This window comes from Granulicella sp. S190 (assembly GCF_009766095.1).
Lineage (GTDB): Bacteria > Acidobacteriota > Terriglobia > Terriglobales > Acidobacteriaceae > Edaphobacter.
Genome location: NZ_LMUD01000012.1, coordinates 1 through 21,124, shown reverse-complemented (window position 1 = coordinate 21,124; position 21,124 = coordinate 1). Strand labels below are relative to the sequence as shown.

The 21,124-nt window shown below is 57.6% G+C and carries 15 protein-coding genes and 1 pseudogene; 3 read left to right on the top strand and 13 right to left on the bottom strand.

The features are described 5' to 3' along the window. Positions 1 to 52: 52 nt before the first annotated feature. The 3 genes from GSQ94_RS06190 to GSQ94_RS06180 all read right to left on the bottom strand — a co-directional run bounded on the left by GSQ94_RS06190 (position 53) and on the right by GSQ94_RS06180 (position 3,854). Positions 53 to 688 (bottom strand): YdeI/OmpD-associated family protein, encoded by a 636-nt coding sequence (locus GSQ94_RS06190; protein WP_254063689.1) that lies wholly within the window; start codon positions 686 to 688, stop codon positions 53 to 55. 55 nt (positions 689 to 743) lie between these two features. Continuing rightward, a complete protein-coding gene (locus GSQ94_RS06185) occupies positions 744 to 2,507 on the bottom strand; it encodes a murein L,D-transpeptidase (protein WP_158942588.1) in 1,764 nt (587 codons plus the stop codon). A 144-nt stretch (positions 2,508 to 2,651) separates the two neighbouring features. After that, positions 2,652 to 3,854, bottom strand: coding sequence for a hypothetical protein (locus GSQ94_RS06180; RefSeq protein WP_158942586.1), 1,203 nt, complete (start codon positions 3,852 to 3,854; stop codon positions 2,652 to 2,654). Between the two features lie 154 nt (positions 3,855 to 4,008). On the opposite strand from GSQ94_RS06180, the gene GSQ94_RS06175 reads away from it, so the two are divergent. Beyond that, positions 4,009 to 4,446 (top strand): DUF2251 domain-containing protein, encoded by a 438-nt coding sequence (locus tag GSQ94_RS06175; RefSeq protein WP_158942584.1) that lies wholly within the window; start codon positions 4,009 to 4,011, stop codon positions 4,444 to 4,446. 16 nt (positions 4,447 to 4,462) lie between these two features. Here the strand turns inward: GSQ94_RS06175 and GSQ94_RS06170 are convergent, their stop codons facing one another. The 4 genes from GSQ94_RS06170 to GSQ94_RS06155 all read right to left on the bottom strand — a co-directional run bounded on the left by GSQ94_RS06170 (position 4,463) and on the right by GSQ94_RS06155 (position 8,274). Next, positions 4,463 to 5,008, bottom strand: a complete 546-nt coding sequence (locus tag GSQ94_RS06170) for a 5'-3'-deoxyribonucleotidase (protein WP_254063688.1) — start codon at positions 5,006 to 5,008, stop codon at positions 4,463 to 4,465. 24 nt (positions 5,009 to 5,032) lie between these two features. Further along, complete coding sequence (locus tag GSQ94_RS06165; RefSeq protein ID WP_158942580.1) at positions 5,033 to 5,812, bottom strand: zinc ribbon domain-containing protein; 780 nt, start codon at positions 5,810 to 5,812, stop codon at positions 5,033 to 5,035. A gap of 89 nt (positions 5,813 to 5,901) precedes the next feature. Beyond that, positions 5,902 to 7,500: a M1 family metallopeptidase gene (locus tag GSQ94_RS06160; protein WP_254063687.1), complete on the bottom strand. Its 1,599-nt coding sequence runs from the start codon at positions 7,498 to 7,500 to the stop codon at positions 5,902 to 5,904. Between the two features lie 141 nt (positions 7,501 to 7,641). Next, positions 7,642 to 8,274 (bottom strand): FMN-binding negative transcriptional regulator, encoded by a 633-nt coding sequence (locus tag GSQ94_RS06155; RefSeq protein ID WP_158942576.1) that lies wholly within the window; start codon positions 8,272 to 8,274, stop codon positions 7,642 to 7,644. Positions 8,275 to 8,409: 135 nt separating this feature from the next. Here GSQ94_RS06155 and GSQ94_RS06150 point away from each other — a divergent pair, with 135 nt between their 5' ends. Both GSQ94_RS06150 and GSQ94_RS06145 read left to right on the top strand, forming a co-directional pair. Further along, the gene (locus GSQ94_RS06150) at positions 8,410 to 10,080 is read left to right on the top strand and encodes a DHA2 family efflux MFS transporter permease subunit (RefSeq protein WP_158942575.1); all 1,671 of its coding nucleotides are present in this window, start codon (positions 8,410 to 8,412) and stop codon (positions 10,078 to 10,080) included. Positions 10,081 to 10,365: 285 nt separating this feature from the next. Then, on the top strand, positions 10,366 to 11,907 hold the full coding sequence (locus GSQ94_RS06145; RefSeq protein WP_158942573.1) for an outer membrane beta-barrel protein: 1,542 nt from the start codon (positions 10,366 to 10,368) through the stop codon (positions 11,905 to 11,907). A 68-nt stretch (positions 11,908 to 11,975) separates the two neighbouring features. Here GSQ94_RS06145 and GSQ94_RS06140 read toward each other — a convergent pair whose 3' ends face one another. The 6 genes and pseudogenes from GSQ94_RS06140 to GSQ94_RS06115 form a co-directional block, all read right to left on the bottom strand. Next, positions 11,976 to 13,799, bottom strand: a complete 1,824-nt coding sequence (locus GSQ94_RS06140) for a beta-galactosidase family protein (protein ID WP_254063686.1) — start codon at positions 13,797 to 13,799, stop codon at positions 11,976 to 11,978. Positions 13,800 to 14,175: 376 nt separating this feature from the next. Next, the gene (locus tag GSQ94_RS06135; RefSeq protein WP_158942571.1) at positions 14,176 to 14,895 is read right to left on the bottom strand and encodes an SDR family oxidoreductase; all 720 of its coding nucleotides are present in this window, start codon (positions 14,893 to 14,895) and stop codon (positions 14,176 to 14,178) included. A gap of 142 nt (positions 14,896 to 15,037) precedes the next feature. Further along, the gene (locus GSQ94_RS06130; protein WP_158942569.1) at positions 15,038 to 16,072 is read right to left on the bottom strand and encodes an aldo/keto reductase; all 1,035 of its coding nucleotides are present in this window, start codon (positions 16,070 to 16,072) and stop codon (positions 15,038 to 15,040) included. Between the two features lie 66 nt (positions 16,073 to 16,138). Beyond that, positions 16,139 to 18,004 (bottom strand): beta-L-arabinofuranosidase domain-containing protein, encoded by a 1,866-nt coding sequence (locus GSQ94_RS06125; protein WP_158942567.1) that lies wholly within the window; start codon positions 18,002 to 18,004, stop codon positions 16,139 to 16,141. A gap of 173 nt (positions 18,005 to 18,177) precedes the next feature. Further along, positions 18,178 to 19,683: a hypothetical protein gene (locus GSQ94_RS06120; protein ID WP_158942565.1), complete on the bottom strand. Its 1,506-nt coding sequence runs from the start codon at positions 19,681 to 19,683 to the stop codon at positions 18,178 to 18,180. Positions 19,684 to 19,900: 217 nt separating this feature from the next. After that, a pseudogene (locus GSQ94_RS06115) lies at positions 19,901 to 21,124 on the bottom strand (ATP-dependent DNA ligase); the annotation flags it as partial.

The following is a 21,124-nucleotide window of genomic DNA, read 5'->3' as shown; positions in this document are numbered from 1 at the left end:
TGCTAACTTTCCTGGAGCTATGTGAGGATTTCAGACGCGAAGGCGAAGAGCTTCAGCAAACCTGATATTTCCAGTTGCGCTGTTTGCCCTCGGCGATCCATTCGACGGCGGTGGCGATGCGTTTCTCGCGTGTCTCCTGTCGTTTTGCGTCGGCGATCCAGTCAATGTACTCGCGCTTGCAGCTTGGACTGAAGGCGGCAAAGACGGCTGCGGCTTTTTTACTCTTCTTGAGGGCCGCGAGGAGCTCTGAAGGGGCCTCGACCGGGAGCTTTGGGGGCTTGACGACCTTGCGCCTGGCTGCAATGGGGCTGGTGTATTCGCCGGAGTCGATGAAGGCTGCAGCCTGACGGATTAGGCCGAGCATCTGCTTGCGGGACGGTAGATCCTTGATGTTGGTGATGCGGCCGAGCGAGCCCATGCCGCCCTCCTGGACCACTCCAGCCTCGCGCAGGACGGCGCCGATCTCTTCACCCCAGAAGCCGAAGCTGCAGTGCTCTTTGAAGGCGGAGAGGTTGCAGAGGATGGCTCCGCGGTACTCGAAGAAGGGACGGCTCCACTTGATGGACTCTTCGACGCCGGGGCAGCCTTTGTGGATGAGCTCGCGTAGATACTCCATGATGGGCAGCGCGAAGGGACGCACCTTCGCGAGGTATGCATCGACCCTGGGATTGAAGTTTGCAGTGGGCACGCTTCGGCTCCTGATTTCGCTTTGGCTCCAGATCAGGACAGCAGTTTACATGCTTCTAAACGGTCTCCCCTACCTTTGTCTTGGGCACGATGGGTTCGGGTTTGACCGGGTACGGCGGCCCCTTGGAAAAGACCTCCTGCATCTCGGAGTCGTAGCCGTAGATGTCGTCGAAGAAGTGGACCTCGTCGCCATCCTCCACGATTGCTGTGAGATAGAAGATTGCGATCGGCAGGGGAGTTTTGAGGCTGACGGTTTTGTTGTCCGCACCGGTGTTCATGGCTTCCTGCACCTTGTCGAGATCCCAGTCGCCTTGTCCCTGCAAGACCCAGGCCGCTAGATCGGCGGGTTTTTGCACGCGGATACAGCCGTGGCTGAAGTCGCGGCGGGTCTGGTCGAAGAGCGCGACCGCGGGCGTGGAGTGGAGGTAGATGTCGTACTGATTGGGAAAGATGAACTTGACGAGGCCGAGCGAGTTCTTCGGGCCGGGCTTCTCGCGGACCATGACGGCACCCTGCGCGACCTGGTGCGCGGTGTAGTCGGTCTGCACGACGCCTTTGTTGTTAGTGACTTCGAAGTTCTTGCTGGCGAGATAGCCGCGATTCGATTGGATGTGAGGCACCAGCTCCTTGCGGGCGATGTCAACCGGGACGCTCCAGTAAGGGCGGAAGACGAGGTACTTCATCATGTGGGTGAAGACGGGAGTATCGTGGCCGCCTTTTGCCTGACCGACGACGACGCGCATGGCGAAGTCGAGCTTGTGGTCGGGGTCGTAACCACGCAGAACGAACTCCGGCAGGTTCACCATAAGCCGCGCGTGGAGGTAGGGTTCCGGAAGCCAGCGCCAACGCTCGAGGGAGTCCTGCAGCTGAGCGACGCGGAGGTCCATCGGCACGTTGAGGGACTTGATGGTCTGTGCACCGAGCTTGCCGTCTTCGGTGAAGCCGTGGCGATGCTGATAGTGCTTGACGGCGTCGGAGAGCGTGGCGTCGTAGGCCGTGATCTTTGCTGGATCGAGCGTAGCAGCGGCATCCGCGTCTCCTTCCAACTGGAGCCTGGTGAGGAGGGCAGCGGCAGCGGGATAGGTGCCGCCTTCCGCGACGGATTTGGTTACGGTCGGGAGCGGATCCGCATGCGCTTCGCCCTGCTGCTTTGCGAGTTCGATATAGTGCGCGAGGGCGGCTTCGGTCTGGCGGTACTCGTCGGAGTCCGGTTCGACGCTGGTAATGAGCTTCGGCACGTCGGTGGCATCGACGGCGTTGTCGGAGACGAACTCGGCTAGGTCATATTTCTTGTCCTGAACGGGGATCTCGAAGTTGAAGTGCGATGGGTTGACGCGGCCGACGCGAAGATCGGAGATGTAGCGCATCACGTTGACAGTCATCGCGACGTCGAAGAGGGAGATTGCGTCATCGGACTTGCTGTTGAGAGCCTGAACGCGGTCGGCCCAGCGTGAGGCGTCGTAGTCCTCGGGGATGAGGCCTTTCGCTGCTGCGTCCTGAAAGGCCTGGATGAACCCCTTCGCGGTGGCGGTTGGTGCGCCGTCACGGGTCCACGCAACTTCGTAGTTACGGTCGTCGTAGAAGGTTGTGACGATGGATTCGTAGTCGGAGAAGTTCGGCCAGCGGAGGTTAGGAACCTTCGTCGTATCGACCTTTTCCGGCGGCAACGCCTTCTTCGCAACCATCTCGTGCAGCTTGTCCGCGTACGCCGTTGTGTTCGGCTGAGACTTCGATTTACGGTGGCGGTGGCATCCGCCGACCAGAAGCAAAACTGTGAGTGCCGATGCGGTGCAGGCTGAGCGGAGAGAGACTTTGATCATTACGGGCGAGACCATCCTTCAAAGACGCACAAACTTTATGAGGGTGCGGACTTATTATGCAGGATTTCTTGAGAATCGAGCGCAGATCAGCGTGAGAATGGGTGGCAAACGAGATACAACTTTCGCTCAACTCTTCGGAACCGCCTATCGAGCGATCTGAGGAAGAAGAGTCATGCAGAGAGCTGCCTGCATAAGAAGGACGGCGCCTGACAATGCCAGAAACATCTTCCGTTGACGCATCTCGAGCACGTCGGCGAAGACTCCCCCGATGAAGGTGAACAGGAATGGCAGCGCCCATAACCATGGCTGAGACACCGTCTGGGTCGTTACCAGAGGAAAGAGGAGAAGAACCACGACCAAAGGCGCTGTGTTGCCGAAGTAGCGGCAACGGCGGGTCGAAGCATAGAGCAGAAGCGCCACAAGAGTTGCGACGACGATGGGAGCATTTTCTGTGTTCAGGAAGAATCGCTTTGCGCCGTCGAGCGCGAACCAGAAGCGTGCGCCTCCGCCGGTGAAGATGTAGCTGAAAGGAGCGAGACGGAAGGCGTAAGACGCGAACAGAATCGCAAGCGCTCCGACCGCGGCGAAGATCAGGATCTGCATGACGAAGCTGCGCCGGCGCTGCGCCAGGTACATCATCCATACGATAGCCATGAGGAAGCCGACGATCGCGGCAAGCAGGTGAGCCGCCGCGGTAAGGCCGAGTGAGAGGGTAAGAAGCGCGATTCTGGGCCGCCATTTGCGGCGCGGGCCCTGCATGGCATGAGCCACACCCATTGCGGTGTAGATGAGACCGTAGAGCCCCCACATGGCCAGCACTTCGTTATTCGGGGCCACGGCGGAGCGGATAATCGCGGGACAAAAACAGTAGAGGCCTAGCGCAAAGAATCCTCCCTCGTTGCCAAAGAGCCTGCGCGAGACCCACCACAGGCCGCCGCCGAGCCAGACCGCGAAGAAGAGAAACGGCAGATGGAGCAGGTACTTTACGCTGAAGAGCTCGTGCCGCGCCTCCCACGTGGAGCCGTTCAACGATCCCTGGGCGTAGAGACGGTTCTCGGGTTTACGGAGTCTGTCTGCGCCGAGCATCACCAGTCGCTGCACGGTAAGGGGCAGCCCGGCGACACGGTAGGCAAAGGTGCCGTCGCCGTTGAGGTTGCCGCAGGTGGTGAAGTAGCCGGCCAGGGGTGAGGGCCGCTCCCACATCTCGCGGCCGCACTCGGCGTAGCGGTAGTCCTGCTGCGAAAGCTGCTGCCTGCCAATGACCCAGAGGCACTCCGCCACAAAGACCAGCAACAGCAGCGCAGCCAACTGCTGCGGTCGTCCGAATTTGATGCGAGGGAGCTTCATTCCCATTCTGAAGTAGGCCGGCCTTTATCTTCCTTGCGTCTGAGTTTGAGTCGTTCTCGCATTTGGCTGTGCGATGCTGACGTGCCTTCTGTCGCGGAAGGTGTAGCGGCAGAGGCGCTTCAACAGCCGTCTCATCGAGTGTATCGTGAGAGATATGCAGTCGCTTTCTTTTACCCCTGGCCGCGCCTTCCTCTCCGTCAACTCCACGGTCGTTCCGTGGACCGTGGTCTTTGAAGATGAGGGAGTCGCTGGATATTTTTACGCCTGCGACCGCTCGCAGGAGGTGCATGAACACAGCATTATGGACGCGATGCTGATCTACAACGTGGCTGCGCTGGCCAAGAGCGATGCAGAGCTGCAACGTCCGGAGCCGCAGCGCATTGCGTCAGTAGAGTGGTCGCGCGACGGGCTGCAGGCGGTGCTCTATCTTGACGGAACGGCACAGGCGCTCTTCGATTTTCAGGCCCGTTGCGGATATTGCAGGATGGACTTTCCGAACTTTATGTCGGAGCAGGGCGACATGTGGCGCAAGTCGAGCCATGCGTGGTCTGACGCTGCGCTGCAAAGGTTCGAGTCGAGTCTCTACGCTTGAGCGGCGTGTCTTTCGACTAGCCCAGAAACAGCTTCTCGACATCGAGCCAGTTGTCGACGCGCTTGTAGGTGGTGACGCCAGCGTTGTGCGGAGAGCTGTAGAGGATTCCCTCACCTTTGAAACGCCGCAACTGGCGCGGGTTATCGTCGATGAGGTAGTCCGCGCGCAGAATGCTCTTGTCTCCGCAGTAGACGATGTGGGACGCAGGGATGAACGGGAAGTGTTTTGCGAGCCAGCGATACTTCGCCTGGAACGAGGTGGGGACCTCCATGGCCGCGGTCGCGATAAAGACCTCATAGTTCATGTGCAGCCGTTGCAGGACACGCTGCGACTCGGGCATCACGGCGAGCACTTCGAAGAAGTCCTCGGAGCGGAGGTAAGCGTCGAGCACGGCGTGGCGGTCGGATGAGACTACGTCCCAGAGCCACTTGCCTTCGAGGTCTTTGAGCGTAATCTTCTCGCCGAAGTGCCGGTTATAGCGGAGTAGATGCTCGCCGAGCGCATCCGCCATCACCTCGTCCATGTCTATGCAAATTCTCTTCAAGGTTTCACCCTGAGCCATCGCAGCTCATTCTTCCGTGCCGAGTTATAGAGACCGGATGATCGATGCTGCGATGCTTTCTACGGGAACCGTCTTTCGCTGCGGGGCGTCGCGTGCGGGATCATAGTAGAGCAGACGGCCGCAGCTCTCGCAGGTCATCATGGTTTCGTCGTTGCTGCGGTCACGGAGGTCGTTCCAACGCTGCGGTCGCACCATCATCTGGCAGGCCATGCACTTTTGATTGAGCGCCTCTGCGACTGCCGTTCCCTTGCCCTTGGCGATGCGGTCGTAGGTGGAGAGAGCGGCCTCGCCTATTTCGGCGCGGACTGCGGTGCGCTTCGCCTCTACTGCCGCCAGAAGAGTTTTGTCGAGTGCGGTCGTTTCGGCAGCTCGAACGCGCTCGCGCTCCAGAGTTGCGGTGGTATCGGTGACGGCTTCGTCGGCTAGCATCTTCTGCGACTCAAGTGCTTCGCTGCGTTCCATACTTTCGATCTCAGCGTCTTCAAGCTTGCCGATCTCCGCCTGAGCGAATGCGATCTCGTGCTCGAAGGCGGTGACCTGCACCGTGGTGGTGGCGAGATCCATGTGCTTGCGCGTGCGGTCGATCTTGGCTTTCTGGTCCTTGACGTCGGACTCCTGACGGCGGCGCAGGACTTCTTCTTTAGCGATCAGATCGACGACGACCGCGCGCTGGCCCTGGGTTGCCTTTGCCTTGGTCTCGAGTGCCGCAACTTGCTTCGGCAGGGCTACCATCTCATCGCGCAGACGTTTGGCTTCCACGTCATGCGCCTGCAATACGATCAACTTCTCAAGATCCGGATGCATTGCGCGTCTCCCCCATTCCACTTCGTTTTACCGCTGAAAGCCGCCCCAGCGAAAGGATACGAAGTCTGTCTCAGACTTTAGTATGCACCTTACTGCGTGGCTTGTTTCTCTACGTTGATGTAGTAGAGATCGGTGGCCACGTCGAACTGATCCTTTTTAAACGGAGTCTTGATGGTTTGCCAATCGGTTGTTGGATGAATGATCTGCCACTGATCCTTCTGATCCTTCTGATCCTTCGAGCCTACGCGAACGGGCATGGCGAATGCCTTTTCGTCGGCTTGCCAACGGTATTGGACCGTGCCCGCGGACTCGTCGAACTTCAGCTCAAGTGTGGGAATCGCTGTGTGGCGAAGGTACTGATCGAAGGCCGGGGTTAGATCCATGCCAGTCTGCTGGTTGAAGTACTGCTCGACGTCTTCGGTCATGATGTTTTGATATTTGAAGTGCTGGTAGAAGTCGTGGATCAAGGCGAACCAGCGGGTGTCGTCGTTCACGATGCTTCGCAGAGTATTGATGAACAGGGCGCCTTTGAAGTATTGGTCCTGGGGCGGCTCGGCGTTGGTGCCGCGAGCTGTGATGATGGGGCGGTCGTTCTTCACCTTTTTCTTCAGCGCGTTGACGTACTTCACCTCATCTTCATGCCCGTAGTTGTACTCGACGTAGAGGCACTCGAGGTAGGTGGTCCAGCCCTCGTGGATCCACATATCAGACTTGTCGGCTGCGGTGATGGCGTTGCCGAACCACTCGTGACCGCTCTCATGAATGATGATGAAGTCGAAGCGCGGGCTGATGCCGACGCCGGTCCAGTCGCGGTCGAGATAGCCGTTGTGGAAGTGGTTGCCGTATGCGACGGCGCTCTGGTGCTCCATGCCCGCGTAAGGAACTTCGATGAGTTTGTAGCCGTCCTTCTTGAAGGGGTACTCGCCGAAGTAGTGGTAGTACGCCTTCATCATGCCAGGCACCTGCGCGAACTGGCGCTTGGCTCCTTCGAGATCTTCGGGCAGGACGTAGTAGTCGAGCGGCAGGTCGAGGTACTTGTCGGCGAAGTGAACGTAGTTGCCGATGTTGAGGGCGACGTCGTAGTTGTTGATAGGGTAGTGCACCCTCCAGTCCCAGCGGGTGTACCCGTCACCGAGGTCCTTCTTGCCCATGAACCTTCCGTTTGAGACATCCATGAGGCCGTTGGGAACGGCGACGTCGATCTCCATTCCCTCCTGCGGCTCGTCGCGCCACTGGTCTTTGTTGGGCCACCAGACGCTGGCACCGGTCTCTTCGCAGGCGGTGTTGATCCACGGATGGCCTGCCGTGTCCTGCTTGAAGGTGAAGCAGCCGAAACGGCCGGTTTCGACGGGGCTTCCGGAGTAGTGCACGTCGATGGAGTAGGTGTGGCCGGAGCGTAAGGTCTTCGGGAAGTCGACGAAGAAAGTGCCTCCGTCACGCACATACTTCAGCGGGGTTTTGCCCAGGGAGATTTTATCGATCTGGAGGGTAGGGAAGAGCTCGAGCTGGATGCGGGTGCCGTTGGCGAGCATCTTGAAACGGATGGTGTTGGTGCCGCTGATGAACTTCTTTTCGGGGTCAACGCGGAGGTCAAGGTGGTAGAAAAGGAGATCGTTGTTCGCGCGATAGGGGCCATAGGCTCCGCGTAACAGGTCAGCGTGTGTGGGTTCTTTTACCTCTGGCGGCACGCTTGCCGCGGGCTTCGCCGTCTGGGCAAGGAGAGGCGAGGAAAAGGCTAAGAGATAAAGGACACAAACGAACCGGGTGCGCGGGCTGGATAAGAGCATTGTTTTAAGCGTATCGCGATTTTTAGAGGAGCGGGGACGGAGTCAATCGCGCCTCTCCACCAGGGATTTCATCGCGAGGCTTTCGGATGTGTTCAGCTCAGCAAGTCCGTTCGCAACGCCTTCGCGGTCTGGTTCCGAGCGGTTCTGGCTGGCCTTCCACTTGCCTTCGAGGCGAGTGATGACCATCTCCAGGCCGACGATGCCCTTGATCTGCGAGGCGATATAGTCGGCCGGAGCGTCTTCGATCTTCCATGGAACGGGGGAGCCGGCTTCATGAACTGTGGTCAGACTTTCGAGGTGAGACCTTAGCCAGTTGAGGTCTTGGATGACATTGAGATGTCCGTGGGCATGGACGACCGCGTAGTTCCAGGTGGGCACGACCTTGCCGTTCTCCTGCTTCTCCGGGTACCAGTTGGGCGTGATGTAGTGTTGCGGGCCAGAGAAGATCGCAAGCGCCTCGATGCCGGGAGAGAACTCGCGCCACTGCGGATTCGCGCGGGAGATGTGGCATCTGAGACGGCCAAGGGTATCACCTTGCCGTTCGAGCACCATCGGGATGTGCGTTGCGAACAGGCCAGAGGCGCCCATGGTGATGAGAGAGGCGAAGGGTTGCTCGTCCATCAACTGGTGAATGACGGGAATGCGAGTTTCCTGATTGGCACGGGGAATGTACATGTCCGCTCCTCCCGAAATGGCCTCGCTATGAACGTATCATCAACGCAAGATTGGTAAGTTATTCATGACATTGATTGTTTTTAGCGGATACTCTTTGAATCCCGGCCATCACCTCTACAATCGAATAACCCATACATGGCAGCCACAGCAATCGAACTCCCTGAGGGGCAACTCTCCGAAGCGCATGGTTCTGAACAGCATCCGACGGTCGAGCGGCCATGGAAGCCGCGCATCAATCCGTGGATCATCGCCATGACGGTAACCCTGGCGACCTTCATGGAGGTGCTCGACTCCTCCATTGCCAACGTCGCGCTGCCGCACATCGCGGGTGGGCTGGGCGCTACGCAGGATGAAGCGACCTGGGTTCTTACTGCATACCTGGTCGCCAACGCCATTATTCTTCCGGCCGGCGCGTACATGACGACCTTCATCGGGCGCAAGAAGTTCTACATGATCTGCGTGGCGCTGTTCGGCATCAGCTCTGCGCTCTGCGGCTTTGCTCCTTCGCTACCGATCCTGATCTTCTGCCGCATACTGCAGGGTGTGGGCGGCGGCGGACTCGCTCCTTCGGAGCAGGCGATTCTTGCCGATACCTTTCCGCCGGAGAAGCGCGGGCAGGCCTTTGCGATGTATGGTCTGGCAGTGGTGTGCGCGCCGGCAATTGGACCGACGCTTGGTGGCTACATCACAGACAACTTCGACTGGCGATGGATCTTCTTCCTGAATGTTCCTATCTGCCTGCTCTCTCTCTTTCTCACCTCGCGCATCGTGGAAGATCCACCTTATGTGAAGAAACAGGTTGAGCTGTCGCAAAAGGGCGGCATCAAGCTCGACTTCCTCGGCTTCGGCCTTCTCGGCCTGACCTTCGGCTCGCTCGAGTTCATCCTGGATAAGGGGCAGGAGGATGACTGGTTCTCCTCTCATCTGATTACGTTCTTCGCGGTTGCGATGGTGATTGCGTTTGTGGCGATGATCTGGTGGGAGTTGAAGCAGCTAAGAGAGGGTCATCGGCCGATCCTTAATCTCACGCTCTTCAAGCGGCGCAACTTCTCCATCAGCTTTCTGCTGATGTTTGTGCTGGGATTTTCTCTCTATGGCACGACGATTCTGATTCCGCAGTTTGTGCAGACGCTGCTTGGCTACACTGCGGAGCTGGCTGGATTGGTCCTCTCGCCTGCTGGCCTGATGATGATGTGCATGATGCCTATCGTGGGCATCCTGGTCGGCAAGGTGGATCCACGCAAGCTGATCGGGTACGGCTTCGTGATGCTGACGCTGTCGCTGATTACGATGCACACGCTGAACCTTGGCGTGAGCTACGGCTATCTGGTCTTCGTGCGCTGCTTCCAGGCATCCGGTCTTGCCTTTCTGTTTATCCCGATCAACACCATCGCTTACATTGGTGTGAAGCAGTCAGAGAACAACGATGTCTCGGGCCTGACCAACCTGGCTCGCAACATCGGCGGCTCTGTGGGGACGGCTTTCGTCGCGACGATGTTGACACGCCGGACGGCCAGCCATGAGACCCATATGGTGCGAAACCTTACCTCGGGCAACCAAGCTTTCATGAACCAGGTGGCGAAGCTTAAAGGCATATTTGGCGGCCACAGCAGCGGCAACCCGATGACCGGCACTGGCTCCCACACTGCGCAAGCCTACCTTTACAACGAGCTACACCGGCAGGCAGCGATGCTGGCTTATCTCGATATCATCCAGTACATGGCACTCTTCTGCGCCTGCATGCTGCCGCTGCTGTTTTTTATTCCGCGGCCGCCGAAACATGCGAACGCCTCAGCCGGGCACTAACCCTGCACGCTAGTAAAGAAGACAACAGAGGGCTGCGTCCAAATGGATGCGGCCCTTCTCTTTTTCAGCTCTTCATCCAAACTCAACTTCCCTTTATGCATTCGTTATGACTTCTTAACGAATTCGTTATAGCGCGCTCGCTAGGCTCTGAATATCAGCGTCTTGCGGTCTGGAGGTTTCTTGCGCCAGCCATAGGGCTGGAAGGAATGGGGAGCGTCAGTGAAAAACATAATAAAGTCACGTGGTCGACGATTCGGTCTGGCTGCCTTCACCTTTGCAGCTGGGATGGCTCTTTGCACAAGCAATCTCCGGGCTCAGGCCACAGAGCCGAATCTGCAGTCGGCCGTAGAAAATACTCAGGTCACACCGGAGCATCAGACAGCTCAGGATCAGAAGATTCAACAACTCCAGGAGAAGCTCGAAGAGATTCAGCGCGAGTTGATGGAACTGAAGCAGGCCAGCGCCGTTGCGCCGGAGACCCATCATGTCACGACAGCCAAAGCCTCTGTCTCTTCTTCCGTTCTTGCAGAGGCCGAACCGGAGGTGACCGATCCAGCCAGTCCGCACTCGGAGCCGTTCGCCTTTGCCGACTTCACGTGGCTCACCGGCAACCCACGGACCAAGGACACACCGTATGCAACCAAATTCTTCACGCCGGATATACGTTCCGATGTGAGCTATACCTACGACTTCCGCCATCCGCAGGACGACACCATCGTCGGATCGAGCGAGGTTTTTCGGTCCAACGAGGTTACCCTGACGGACCTCGGAGTAGGCGGCGACTTCCATTATGACAACGTGCGCGCCCGCGTTTTGAGCCAGATCGGTCTTTACGCCACGGCAACGCCCCGCAATGATGCCAGCCCCTCGCGCGGCCAGTGGGACCTCGCCGACGCCTATCGTTATGTAAGTGAAGCCAATGCTGGCTACCATTTCAACGTGCAACACGGTCTGAACGTGGATGCCGGCATCTTTCTCTCCTACATAGGTCTGTTCTCGTTTTACCAGTTCGATAACTGGGCGTATCAGCCGTCCTATGTATCGTCAAACACGCCTTGGTTCTTCAATGGTGTGCGCGTGCAATGGTTTCCTACTGCCAAGTTGAAGATCGAACCCTGGTTCATCAACGGCTGGCAATCCTACGGCCGGTTCAACAATAGGCCCGGGCTGGGCGGATCGATCCTTTATCGGCCAAACGGGAATTGGTCGATCGTCGGCAATCAGTACGGCTTTGGAGAGGATGCGCTGGGCATAAAATCACGTACCCGCTACCATACCGACGATAGTGTTCAGTACAAGTACTACGAGCGGCACGACTCCTTCATCAGTAAGGCGGCCGCAACTCTAACTGGCGACGCAGGTTGCGAGAGCGGCGGCGGCGTGAGCTGCTTTGGCAACGGGAAGACGGGGCCAAAGCAGAGTTTTCTCGGCTTCATGGCCTACAACCGGCTCTGGTTCGATCGTGATCGATTTGGCCTGACACTTGGCGGAGGACGCATCAACAACCCAGGCCGCTACCTCGTCCTTCTCCCGCCGATCAATGGGGCGACAGCCGCTTCAGGAACTCCCTATTTCACGGAGAACCCGGGTGATCCGTTCAAAGCGTGGGACGCTTCCGTGACAGCCGACTACATGCCAAGCCAGTACTTTACCTATCGCCTGGAGTACAACCACCGTGCGGCTAACGTCCCTTACTTTGCCGGACCCGGCGGCGTTACTCCACCAGGCGGCAATACCGGCGCGCCAGGTTCTCTGGTACCAGGATGGAGTCCGGACCTGCGCAACAGCGAGAACCGCATAACCATTGCATTTCTCATGAAGTTCTAAACCTTGCGACTCATGCAACCCATAAGAGCCTCGGGACATGCCTGAGGCTCTTCTCTTTTAGGGACGTCTTATTGGGCTACAGGTGACTCTTTCGTGGGTGCTCCGAGTTCAGGTTTGTCCGATCCCCGTAGTGAGGCGCCCATCTTCCCCTGCAGGTCAAAGACAACGACGTCGTTTCTTCCCTTCAAAAGCCACGGTGCCGGTGCGTAGAGGGTCTTCTGGGGGCCGACACTCCAGATCCGGCCCATATTATGACCGTTGAGCCAAAGCTGGCCCTTGGCGAATTCGCTGGTGTTGAGGAAGGTGTCGCCGAGAGCGGAGAGCTCAAAGTTTCCGCGATAGAAACACGCTCCCTCACAGGCCTCGTTGGAAAACTTCAAGGCTGACGGATCGGTCATCGGCAAAGAATAGATCTCCCAGCCTGTAAGCTCCTTACCCGCCAGCGTCACCTGATTGGTAATACCGGCGCGTTCGCCGCCGATCGCTTTGCCAAAGTTGACGCGGCCTGTGTTTTCGACAAGGATGTCCAGTTGCGCATCGCCGCCAACCGGGGGCAATGTGAGACGATCTTGATTCAGTCGGCGATCTAACGTTCCTATCAGCTTGCCATCCAGATAGACCTGCGCATAACTGTGGAGCTGATCGATGACCAACTCTCCCTGCGCGTCAGACTTGAGTTTGGTGCGATACAGAATGTAGCCGTAGGATTGGTCGATATCTTCCATACTCAACGGATGCTCTGAACGAAGGGGGGCGGGTAGATTCTTCCACAAAGAAGCCGCTTCAACGAACTTTGTCTTGGGGGTTTGGATGGCAGCGGCAACCTCAGGAACTGGCGGCGGAGTGACTCCCGTAGATTTTGCAATGATGTCTCGGAAGGTGAAGTACTTCGGCGTGGGCCGTCCACTCTCGTCAAGAGCGGAGTCGTAGTCATAGCTGGTCACGTCCGGCTCGTAGCTTCCTTTTCCATCGCTGTTGGCTCCGTTCATGAAGCCAAAGCTCGTGCCGCCATGAAACATATAAAAACTGACTGAGTAACCGTGAGATAACATCCACTGAAGGTTGCCGGCCTGCTTGTCTGCATGGGTGTTCGCGTGATCTGCTCCCCAATGATCGAACCAGCCGGCCCAGTACTCGCTGTTAATGAACGGGCCGTTGGGGCGGACCTCCTTCAACTTTGTAAATGCTTGCTCTGCCGCTCCCTCTTCTTCACCACCAAAGTTGATTCCCACGGGAAGCTCTGGCAGTGAACCATTACTGACCTGCTCGGGACCGTCCGCAGTGTAGAGTTGCGAGCGGGTGAATCCTGCATCGACGAGGAGCTTGTGAATCTGCTCCATGTAAGCATGATCGCTACCGAACGATCCGTACTCATTCTCAACCTGCGTCAGGATGATTGGCCCGCCATTGCCGATCTGTAACGGAGCCAGTTCTTTGCCCAAGCGCGCAATCCACTTCGCTGCAGGAACCATGAACTTTGGATCACTGGCGCGCACGACCGTCTCGTGATCCTTTAACAGCCACGACGGATATCCGCCAAACTCCCACTCTGCGCACACATAAGGACCAGGACGCAGAATGACATAAAGACCCTCCTGCTGCGCTTCGCGCACGAACTCCGCTACGTCGTTATTGCCGGAGAAGTCATACACGCCGGGCTGCGGCTCGTGGACATTCCAGAAGACATACGTGGTAATCGTATTGAGCCCCATCGCCCTGGCCATGCGAAGCCGCTGCCGCCAGTAGGCTCGCGGGGTTCGTGGATAGTGCATCTCTCCGGAGATCACCTGGAAGGGCTTGCCGTCGAGTGCGAAGTGATCGCCTTCCACGGTGAAACGATGCGCCTTTACGGGCTTCGCAAATCCACTGACGCAAAGAAGAAAGGTGGCCAACAAGAAAGCAGAGATCCGTAATCTCACTCAATCCTCGCGAACGCAAAAATTAGCCGAAGCCTGCAGGCAGGCAAACCTAGGTAGGTGCCGGGCTTCGTCGGTTATACGGCGTTTGCTCAAATGACAGTCGGTATCGATTACCGGGATGGTCTGATGAAGTTTAGTTATGACCCAATCCGCGGCTACAGATATGTCCCTAGATGCTTCAGCGACCGCAGCGGAGCCGAAGAATATTGCACTGGTCACGATAGCGACCCTGCCCGATAAATCAAAGAGTGCAGGCATCTTTTATCTTCATGCGACATCCTCATATTCAGAATTTACAACCAAGACTATGAGATGCGGAGCGAAAAAACAGTTCAGCCTTCCCTTGCAGTTACACCAGCTGCCTGCCTCCATCCACGACCAGGATCTGACCGGTCGTGAACCGGCTTCGCATAAACGAGAGGTAAGCCTCGGCGACATCCACAGCCTCGCCCACCCTTCCAACCGGCAACGTAGCGGCTCGCGATGCGAAGTAAGCCTCTCGCTGCGCCTCCGGCAGCCGGTCCCAAATCGGCGTTCGCACGATGCCGGGCGCCACTACATTCACGCGTACCGGCGCGAGCTCGACGGCGAGCGAGACGGCAAAACCTTCCATGGCCCCGTTGAGGCTCGCTCCCATGGCGAAGCCGGCCACAGGCCGCCTCGGCAGCGTGCTGGAGGTGAAGACGATGGAACCCCCTGGGCGGATCGATCTGCTGCCATACTTCGCCGCCATCACCGCTCCCCAGAACCGTACGTCAAACGACTTCTTCGCGTCCTCCAGGCTGGTCTCTCCAAGCGGTCTCTGCAGCACCGGGTCTCCCGCCGTGTAGACGAGGTGATCGAATGGACCAACCTTGGTAAAGAGCGCTTCGATTGCTCTCTCATCCGAGAGATCCGCAACAAAGCCTTCAGTTCTTTTGCCAAGCAGCTTCAAGGCCGAGTCGACCCGGCTTTGTCTACTCGAGACCACGATGACATCTGAACCTTCGGCCTTCGCGCCTTCGGCAACAGCAAGGCCGATGCCAGAGGTTCCGCCGAGGATGAGAACGCACTTGTCCTCAAGTGTCATGTTTTAAAGCTCCTTTCTTCGTTTGATCCTTTGAGTAGACGAACGTTTCGAATTTTGCCCAAATTTTTAGGCCACAGGCCATCCTGAGATCGGGCTTCTGCGGCCCGCCAGCCGACAACGAGGGCATGACACGATCCCGGCGCTACACTGGTAAGGGGTTGCGCTCTTTGAACTGCGCCTGGTGCCAGTAGGGATAAGTCTTCGGCAGCTCACTCGCTTTATCAAGCTTGGCGACCTGCTCTTTGGTCAACTCCCAGCCGATGGCGCCAAGATTTTGCTTCAACTGCTCCTCGTTTCTTGCACCGACGATCAGGGTAGAGACCGTGGGTCTTCGGAGCAGCCAGTTGAGCGCGATCTGCGGTACGGTCTTTCCGGTTTCTTTGGCTATCTCGTCGATCGCTTCGACGACCGTGTAGAGATACTCGTCCGGTACCTGTGGACCGGAGTCGCTGACCATCTTGGAGTTCAACCGGCTGTCCTTCGGGATACCTGTCTCGCGACGGATCTTTCCGGTGAGACGGCCCCAGCCCAAGGGCGACCAAACCAAGGCGCCTACGCCCTGGTCGAGTGCAAGTGGCATCAGCTCCCACTCATAGTCTCGGCCCACCAGCGAGTAATAAACCTGGTGGCCGACGTAGCGCGACCAGCCATAACGCTCGCTTACGCTCAACGACTTCATCAGGTGCCATCCCGAAAAGTTCGAGCAGGCGATGTATCGGACCTTGCCTTCTCGCACCAGATCATCGAGCGCACGCAACGTCTCCTCCACCGGCGAGGTCGCGTCGAACGCATGCAGATGATAGATGTCGATATAGTCTGTGCCCAAGTGCTTCAAGGAGCGCTCTGCGGATTGAATCAAGTGATAGCGCGACGAGCCGACGTCGTTCGGACCCTTGCCAATGCGGAAGGTTGCCTTGGTCGAGATCATCACATCGCTTCGGTTGTGCTTGGCCAGCGCCTTGCCTAGCGCCTTCTCGCTCTCTCCATCCGAATACACGTCTGCCGTATCGAACAGGTTCATTCCAGCGTCCAGGCAGATATCGACTATCCGGTTCGCTTCTTCCTGAGTCGTCTCCGACCAGGCCTTGAAAAACTCGTTGGCTGAGCCAAACGTCCCTGCACCGAAGCATAGCTCCGGCACCTTCAGTCCCGATTTACCAAGCTGTCTGTATTCCATGGAACTTAAGATGCGAGCGATGATGGCTCCGCTGTAAATTTTTCGACTCGCGAAGCCATGCGACCGCTAGTCCACCACTTGAAGGTAGGTTGAGTAGACCTGGCTTCCTACAGCGGTGAACGGCACCATCCTGATGGGACCACTCGCGCTCTGCAGCATCCACTCCCCTAAGCCAGACTGTTGGAGGTTAAGTGCGTGATTCCTGCTTGTCACAACCTGATCCGAAGCCAACGCAAATAAAACCCTGGGGCCTACCATCACCGCTGCGGTCTCCGGATGCGCTTCGTCCAGCACCTCCAGCCGAGGCCTCATCGGCAGTTGCAGCTTCACGGTATCTCCCGTCTTCCATCTCCGTTGAACCGTGGCAAAGCCCGAAACGACCCGGAGTGGCACCGGCCGGCCATTCACCTGAAGTGTGGCGCCTTCGGCCCAGGCTGGAATGCGTAGCTTCAGCGAGAATGAGATCGGCTGCGAGGTCTTCATGCGAAGGCGAACCTCGGGCGTCTCTGGGTATGTCCCCTCCTGCTCCATCTCGATGCTTGTCGAGCCTTCCCTCCATCGCAGAGTGGAGGGCAGATAGAGATTCACCCATACAGCACCGGGCTCGTGAAAGTACCCATTGATCCAGTAGTCCGCGACGACCTGCGGCAGCGAACCTGAACAGCAAGGCCAGCGGTGAGAGGAGTAGGCACGCTTGCCTCCGCAACCCAGAGCTTCTTCCGGGGAGTTTGCTGCAGGATCGACTTGGGCGCGTGAGTGATAGTCCGCGTAGTAGAAGGCGTGCCCGTCCGGCTGCAGAGGCATCGCTCCGAGGACTGTGTTGTACATCACCCGCTCCATGCTGTCTCCGTAGCGACCATCTCGCGTGCAGCGCAGCAGATAGCGCGTCAGCTTCATGTGTGCATAAGATCCGCATGGCGTCTCGAAGCTGTTGCGGCTCTTGGCCAGGCTTGCAAACACTTCGCCCGAGCCGGGCTTTCGCAATAGCTCGTCCGGCCCCCATCCTCCAGTCGCAAAACTCTGGGCAAGCAGCATGTCAAAGCCATTCTTCGCTGCCTGCAGATGCTTCTCACTGCCTCCAGTTATGTAAGCCTGCATCGCTGAGCAGAGCGCATTGACATAGCTGTACGCATGTTTCCCACCCAGCACATTCTCCCCGCGCGCCAGTGGATCGAAGTACGTAGCGTCATCGAGATAGTGGTCGGCCATCTCGCGATACACGTGGCCCTCCGCTCCCATCTGTGCCGATACAAGGTACAAATTTTCCGGCAGCGTGTAACTCTCGTCCCAGGTCCAGGAGACATCCTTGCCCTGCCGCCAGATCGCCTCTCGATCGATAGCGCGACCAGGCAGCTCCGGCAGCGCGGCCTTATGCGTCTGCTCGAGGATCGCAGGCGCGTCCGCGTCTCCTGCCAGGCGATGTGCATCCATCAGACCGCATACAAGCTTATCGAAACAGTAAGCGGGAAAGCGATTCTTCGCATAGTATTGCGTCGCAATCGTCTTCGCATAGAGATGATTCAAACCTAACGCTCGCTGCTGCAATGCGGGGTCGCCGGAGATCGCATACATCCGCGATAAGGCTGAAACCCACTGCCCAAAGGTCGCGCTGGGAGCCAGTCCGGCGTCATCTTTCTTGTAGTCATAGTCGGCGCGGTACTGATACCAGCCGCCAATATCTTCACCCGGTGCATCCTGACCAGCCATCTTTCGAAACGGCATTAGCAGGCTATCGTCGCTGAGACCCATCAGGATGGAGCGGACATTCTCGTACTGTGCCAGGTGCATCGCGCTCTTGAGCGTTACCTGCCCGTAGCCCACCTCTTCAAGTGGCGCTCCAACCGCAGCAAACCCTGCGCGCTGCAAGGCTCCGCCTACGACGATAGCAGCTCCGCCCTGCAACAATCCGCGTCTGGATATCTTGAAGCTCACCCTAGCATTCTCCGCCTCGATGGGTAGATCTGTCACTCATGTGGCGTGGACGCAGGAAGGCGCTCGTGCGCAGCATGCTAACCACGGAGACGGTGACACGGGTCGAACCGTTGTCCCTTCGCATGTAGACAACTTGCTTGGATCACAGAGCAGAACGCTTATTCCGCCAGTCTTTATCTCTCGAGATTTGCAACGGCATTGCCAGGTGTCTGACGCGGATTCGCTTTGCAGACTGCACCATCCGGAGGAGTCTTCCACCAGATCTGGAAGTGCTTCGTCACCTCGGTGAGGCACATACCGCGTACCTCTTTTATCGCTTCAGGATCGCGGTCGATAAACCATGGCGGGTTGACGGTATCCTCGACGATCACGTCCGCGCTACGCATGCTGGCAAGCACACGTTCCCGGTCTGGCGGAGCCATAAGCCCCGAGACGAGAAACCATGAGTTCACCGGCATGAGCTTAGGGTAGAAGTGATGCACGCCTGTTGCGTTCGACATCAGCAGCACCTTCTGCGTAGCGGCGATCTGTAGGATATGCGCCATCTCCGAGGGGTACTCCGGTTCGGCGTAGAGTCTCGCCGTGAGCGAAGAAGGAGAAGTCTCTTTCCAGGATGAAAGAGAATGACGAATCTGACTCGCCTGGGCCATGAGTCCGATGCAGGCAAACAGAATAAGAAGTCGTTTGCGATAGCGTGGAACCGGAAATACCGAGATCGCCACGAGCATGCCTGCTGCGGTGACAGGATCGTAGATGAAGTGCTCGCCTTCATTCCGATAAGCAAAACAGGCGAAGAAGACCTGGATGACCGCACAGAAGACGACGATGGCATGCCGGGGATCTGGCTTGCGGTTGCGAATCATCGTGCGCGCCGCGAAGAGTGCGAGAACGACAAGCCCAAGCGTGCTGACGACCCACCATGCAACCGGCGTGACAAAAGAGTACACCGCATAGTATTTGAAGCTGTATCCCGGCGGATGTAAAAACGAGATCAGATCGTTGAAGCCTGTATTTCTGGCGACGTAGTAGTACTTCATCCCCATCACTGGCAGCGCGGTTGCCAGCATCGATCTGAAGCTGAAAAACGTGCCTAGAAAAACCGCAAGCACTGCATAGGTCGCTATGCCAGGAGCGAGCCGGCGCAGCAGAACCGACGGCCTGCGTACGCCTTCGCTCCACCAGTCCACCACGAGATACAGCACCAGAAGACCAGTAAGAAGGAGTGGCAACGAGGGAACGCTCACGCACCCTATCATCGAGATCGCAAGAGCCACCTCCGGACGTCCCCTCAGAAGAAACAGCAGAGAGAACAACATGGAGAGCTCTACCAGCGAGTAAGGAAAGTTGGGATTGACTCCGCCCAGAAGAAGAGGCGAGATCGCCACGACCGCCAGGAGATAGATCCATCGATTGGAGACAGAGCGCACAAACATGGACCAGAAAACCGCCAACAGAATGGCGACTACGATGGTGCATCCGATCATGGGCCAGTAGCCCCGCCCGAAGACGGCAAACAGGACATGCTGTAGAAACACTGGAAGCAGTCCGTACGAATAGAAGGTGTCGACCCCTATGCGAAGATGCTGCGATATCAGGTAGTCGAGATTGAGAAAATTGCTTCTATCCGCGAAGACCCAAAGGAAGTAGGAAAAGAAGATCGGCCACGACAGAAGATCCAAGGCGCAGAAACTCGAAAGAATAATGAGGAATCGAGTTATACCGCTAGGAAAGTAGCTGCTTTGGTGTCTCATCCGCAAACCTATTCGTACCGGGCCCAGAGAGTCAGGGTTGCAGCCTAGCAGGCGAATGGCTTACGCCGCAATTGATATAAAGCCGATTTCCAATTTCATTACCAGAGTCACCATCGGTAACTCTCCGTCATTGCTAATCGAGTTATTACGATTCAGTAGGTTTATCCACCTGGGATTGATAGACCTCCTCGACCCGCTCGACGGTATCAATCTCGCTTACTGGTTTGTCTGTGCGAATCTTCAAAATGCGTGGAAATCGGAGTGCAAATCCGCTAGCGTGGCGACCGCTGCGCATAATGTTGTTGAACGCGATCTCCAGCACCATCAGAGGTTCGACCGTGCGAAAGAATCCCTGATCTTCGAGCGTGTGCTCCATCATCCACGCGCTCATTTCGCCAATCTCAATATCGGTAAGCCCCGAGTACGCCTTTCCCACATTGAGCAGCTCGCCATTGCTGCCGCGCACCGCGAATGTGTAATCGCTCAAGATGCCCGCACGACGGCCATGCCCAAACTCGGCCCCCGTCACCACGACGTCGAGCGTTGCGAGCTCCCGCTTCAACTTCACCCACGCGAGGCCGCGACGGCCGGGCTGATAGACAGAGCCTACCGCCTTCAACATCACTCCCTCGTTCGCTCGCGCTCTCGCGTCGGCATAGGCCCGGTCGATATCCTCGGCGGACTCCACCAGCCGCGATGGCGAGATCATGAGCCGCTCCAGACCTATGCTCTCGTCACCGGCGAACAGCACCGTTTGCGAGTTTCGCGCGCGTTCGTCCACCAGCAGCGGAGACACCACCTTCTCAACCAGCCGTTCCACCACTGTCTCCAGTCGATTGCGTCGCTCCCTGAGCGGCAACTCCAACAGCAGTTCGCCGCCAGCGTACATCAGATCGAAGGCCATAAAGACCACGGGCACCTGCTGCCGCCACTCATTCGAGACCCGCTTCCGTCCGATCCTCTGCCCCAGCACTGCGAACGGCAGTGCACGCCCCTGCTCGAAGTCCCATCCCAGGATCTCTCCGTCAAAGATGAGTGACCCAACCGCCACCTCTGCCTCCGAACGGACGCATGCAAAGGCCTCTTCCAGTTCGGGAAAGCTCTCGGTCACGTCCTCTTTATTGCGCGAGTAGATCGCGACACGTCCGGGCTGTCCTGCATCTCCACAGTGCACCTGCGCTCGCATGCCGTCATACTTGTCTTCGAGAAAGGCTTCAACACCACGCGGCTCCGGCGCGCTCTCTTTTGCCTCGTCTACGTCTGAGAGCGTCCCCTTCGAAATCACATCTTGAGGGGGGGCATCGGGAAAGTCCTCAGCCTCAGTACCGGTTGTTGTGGGTAATGAGGCCGAAGCCTCTTCGGCGCTCTT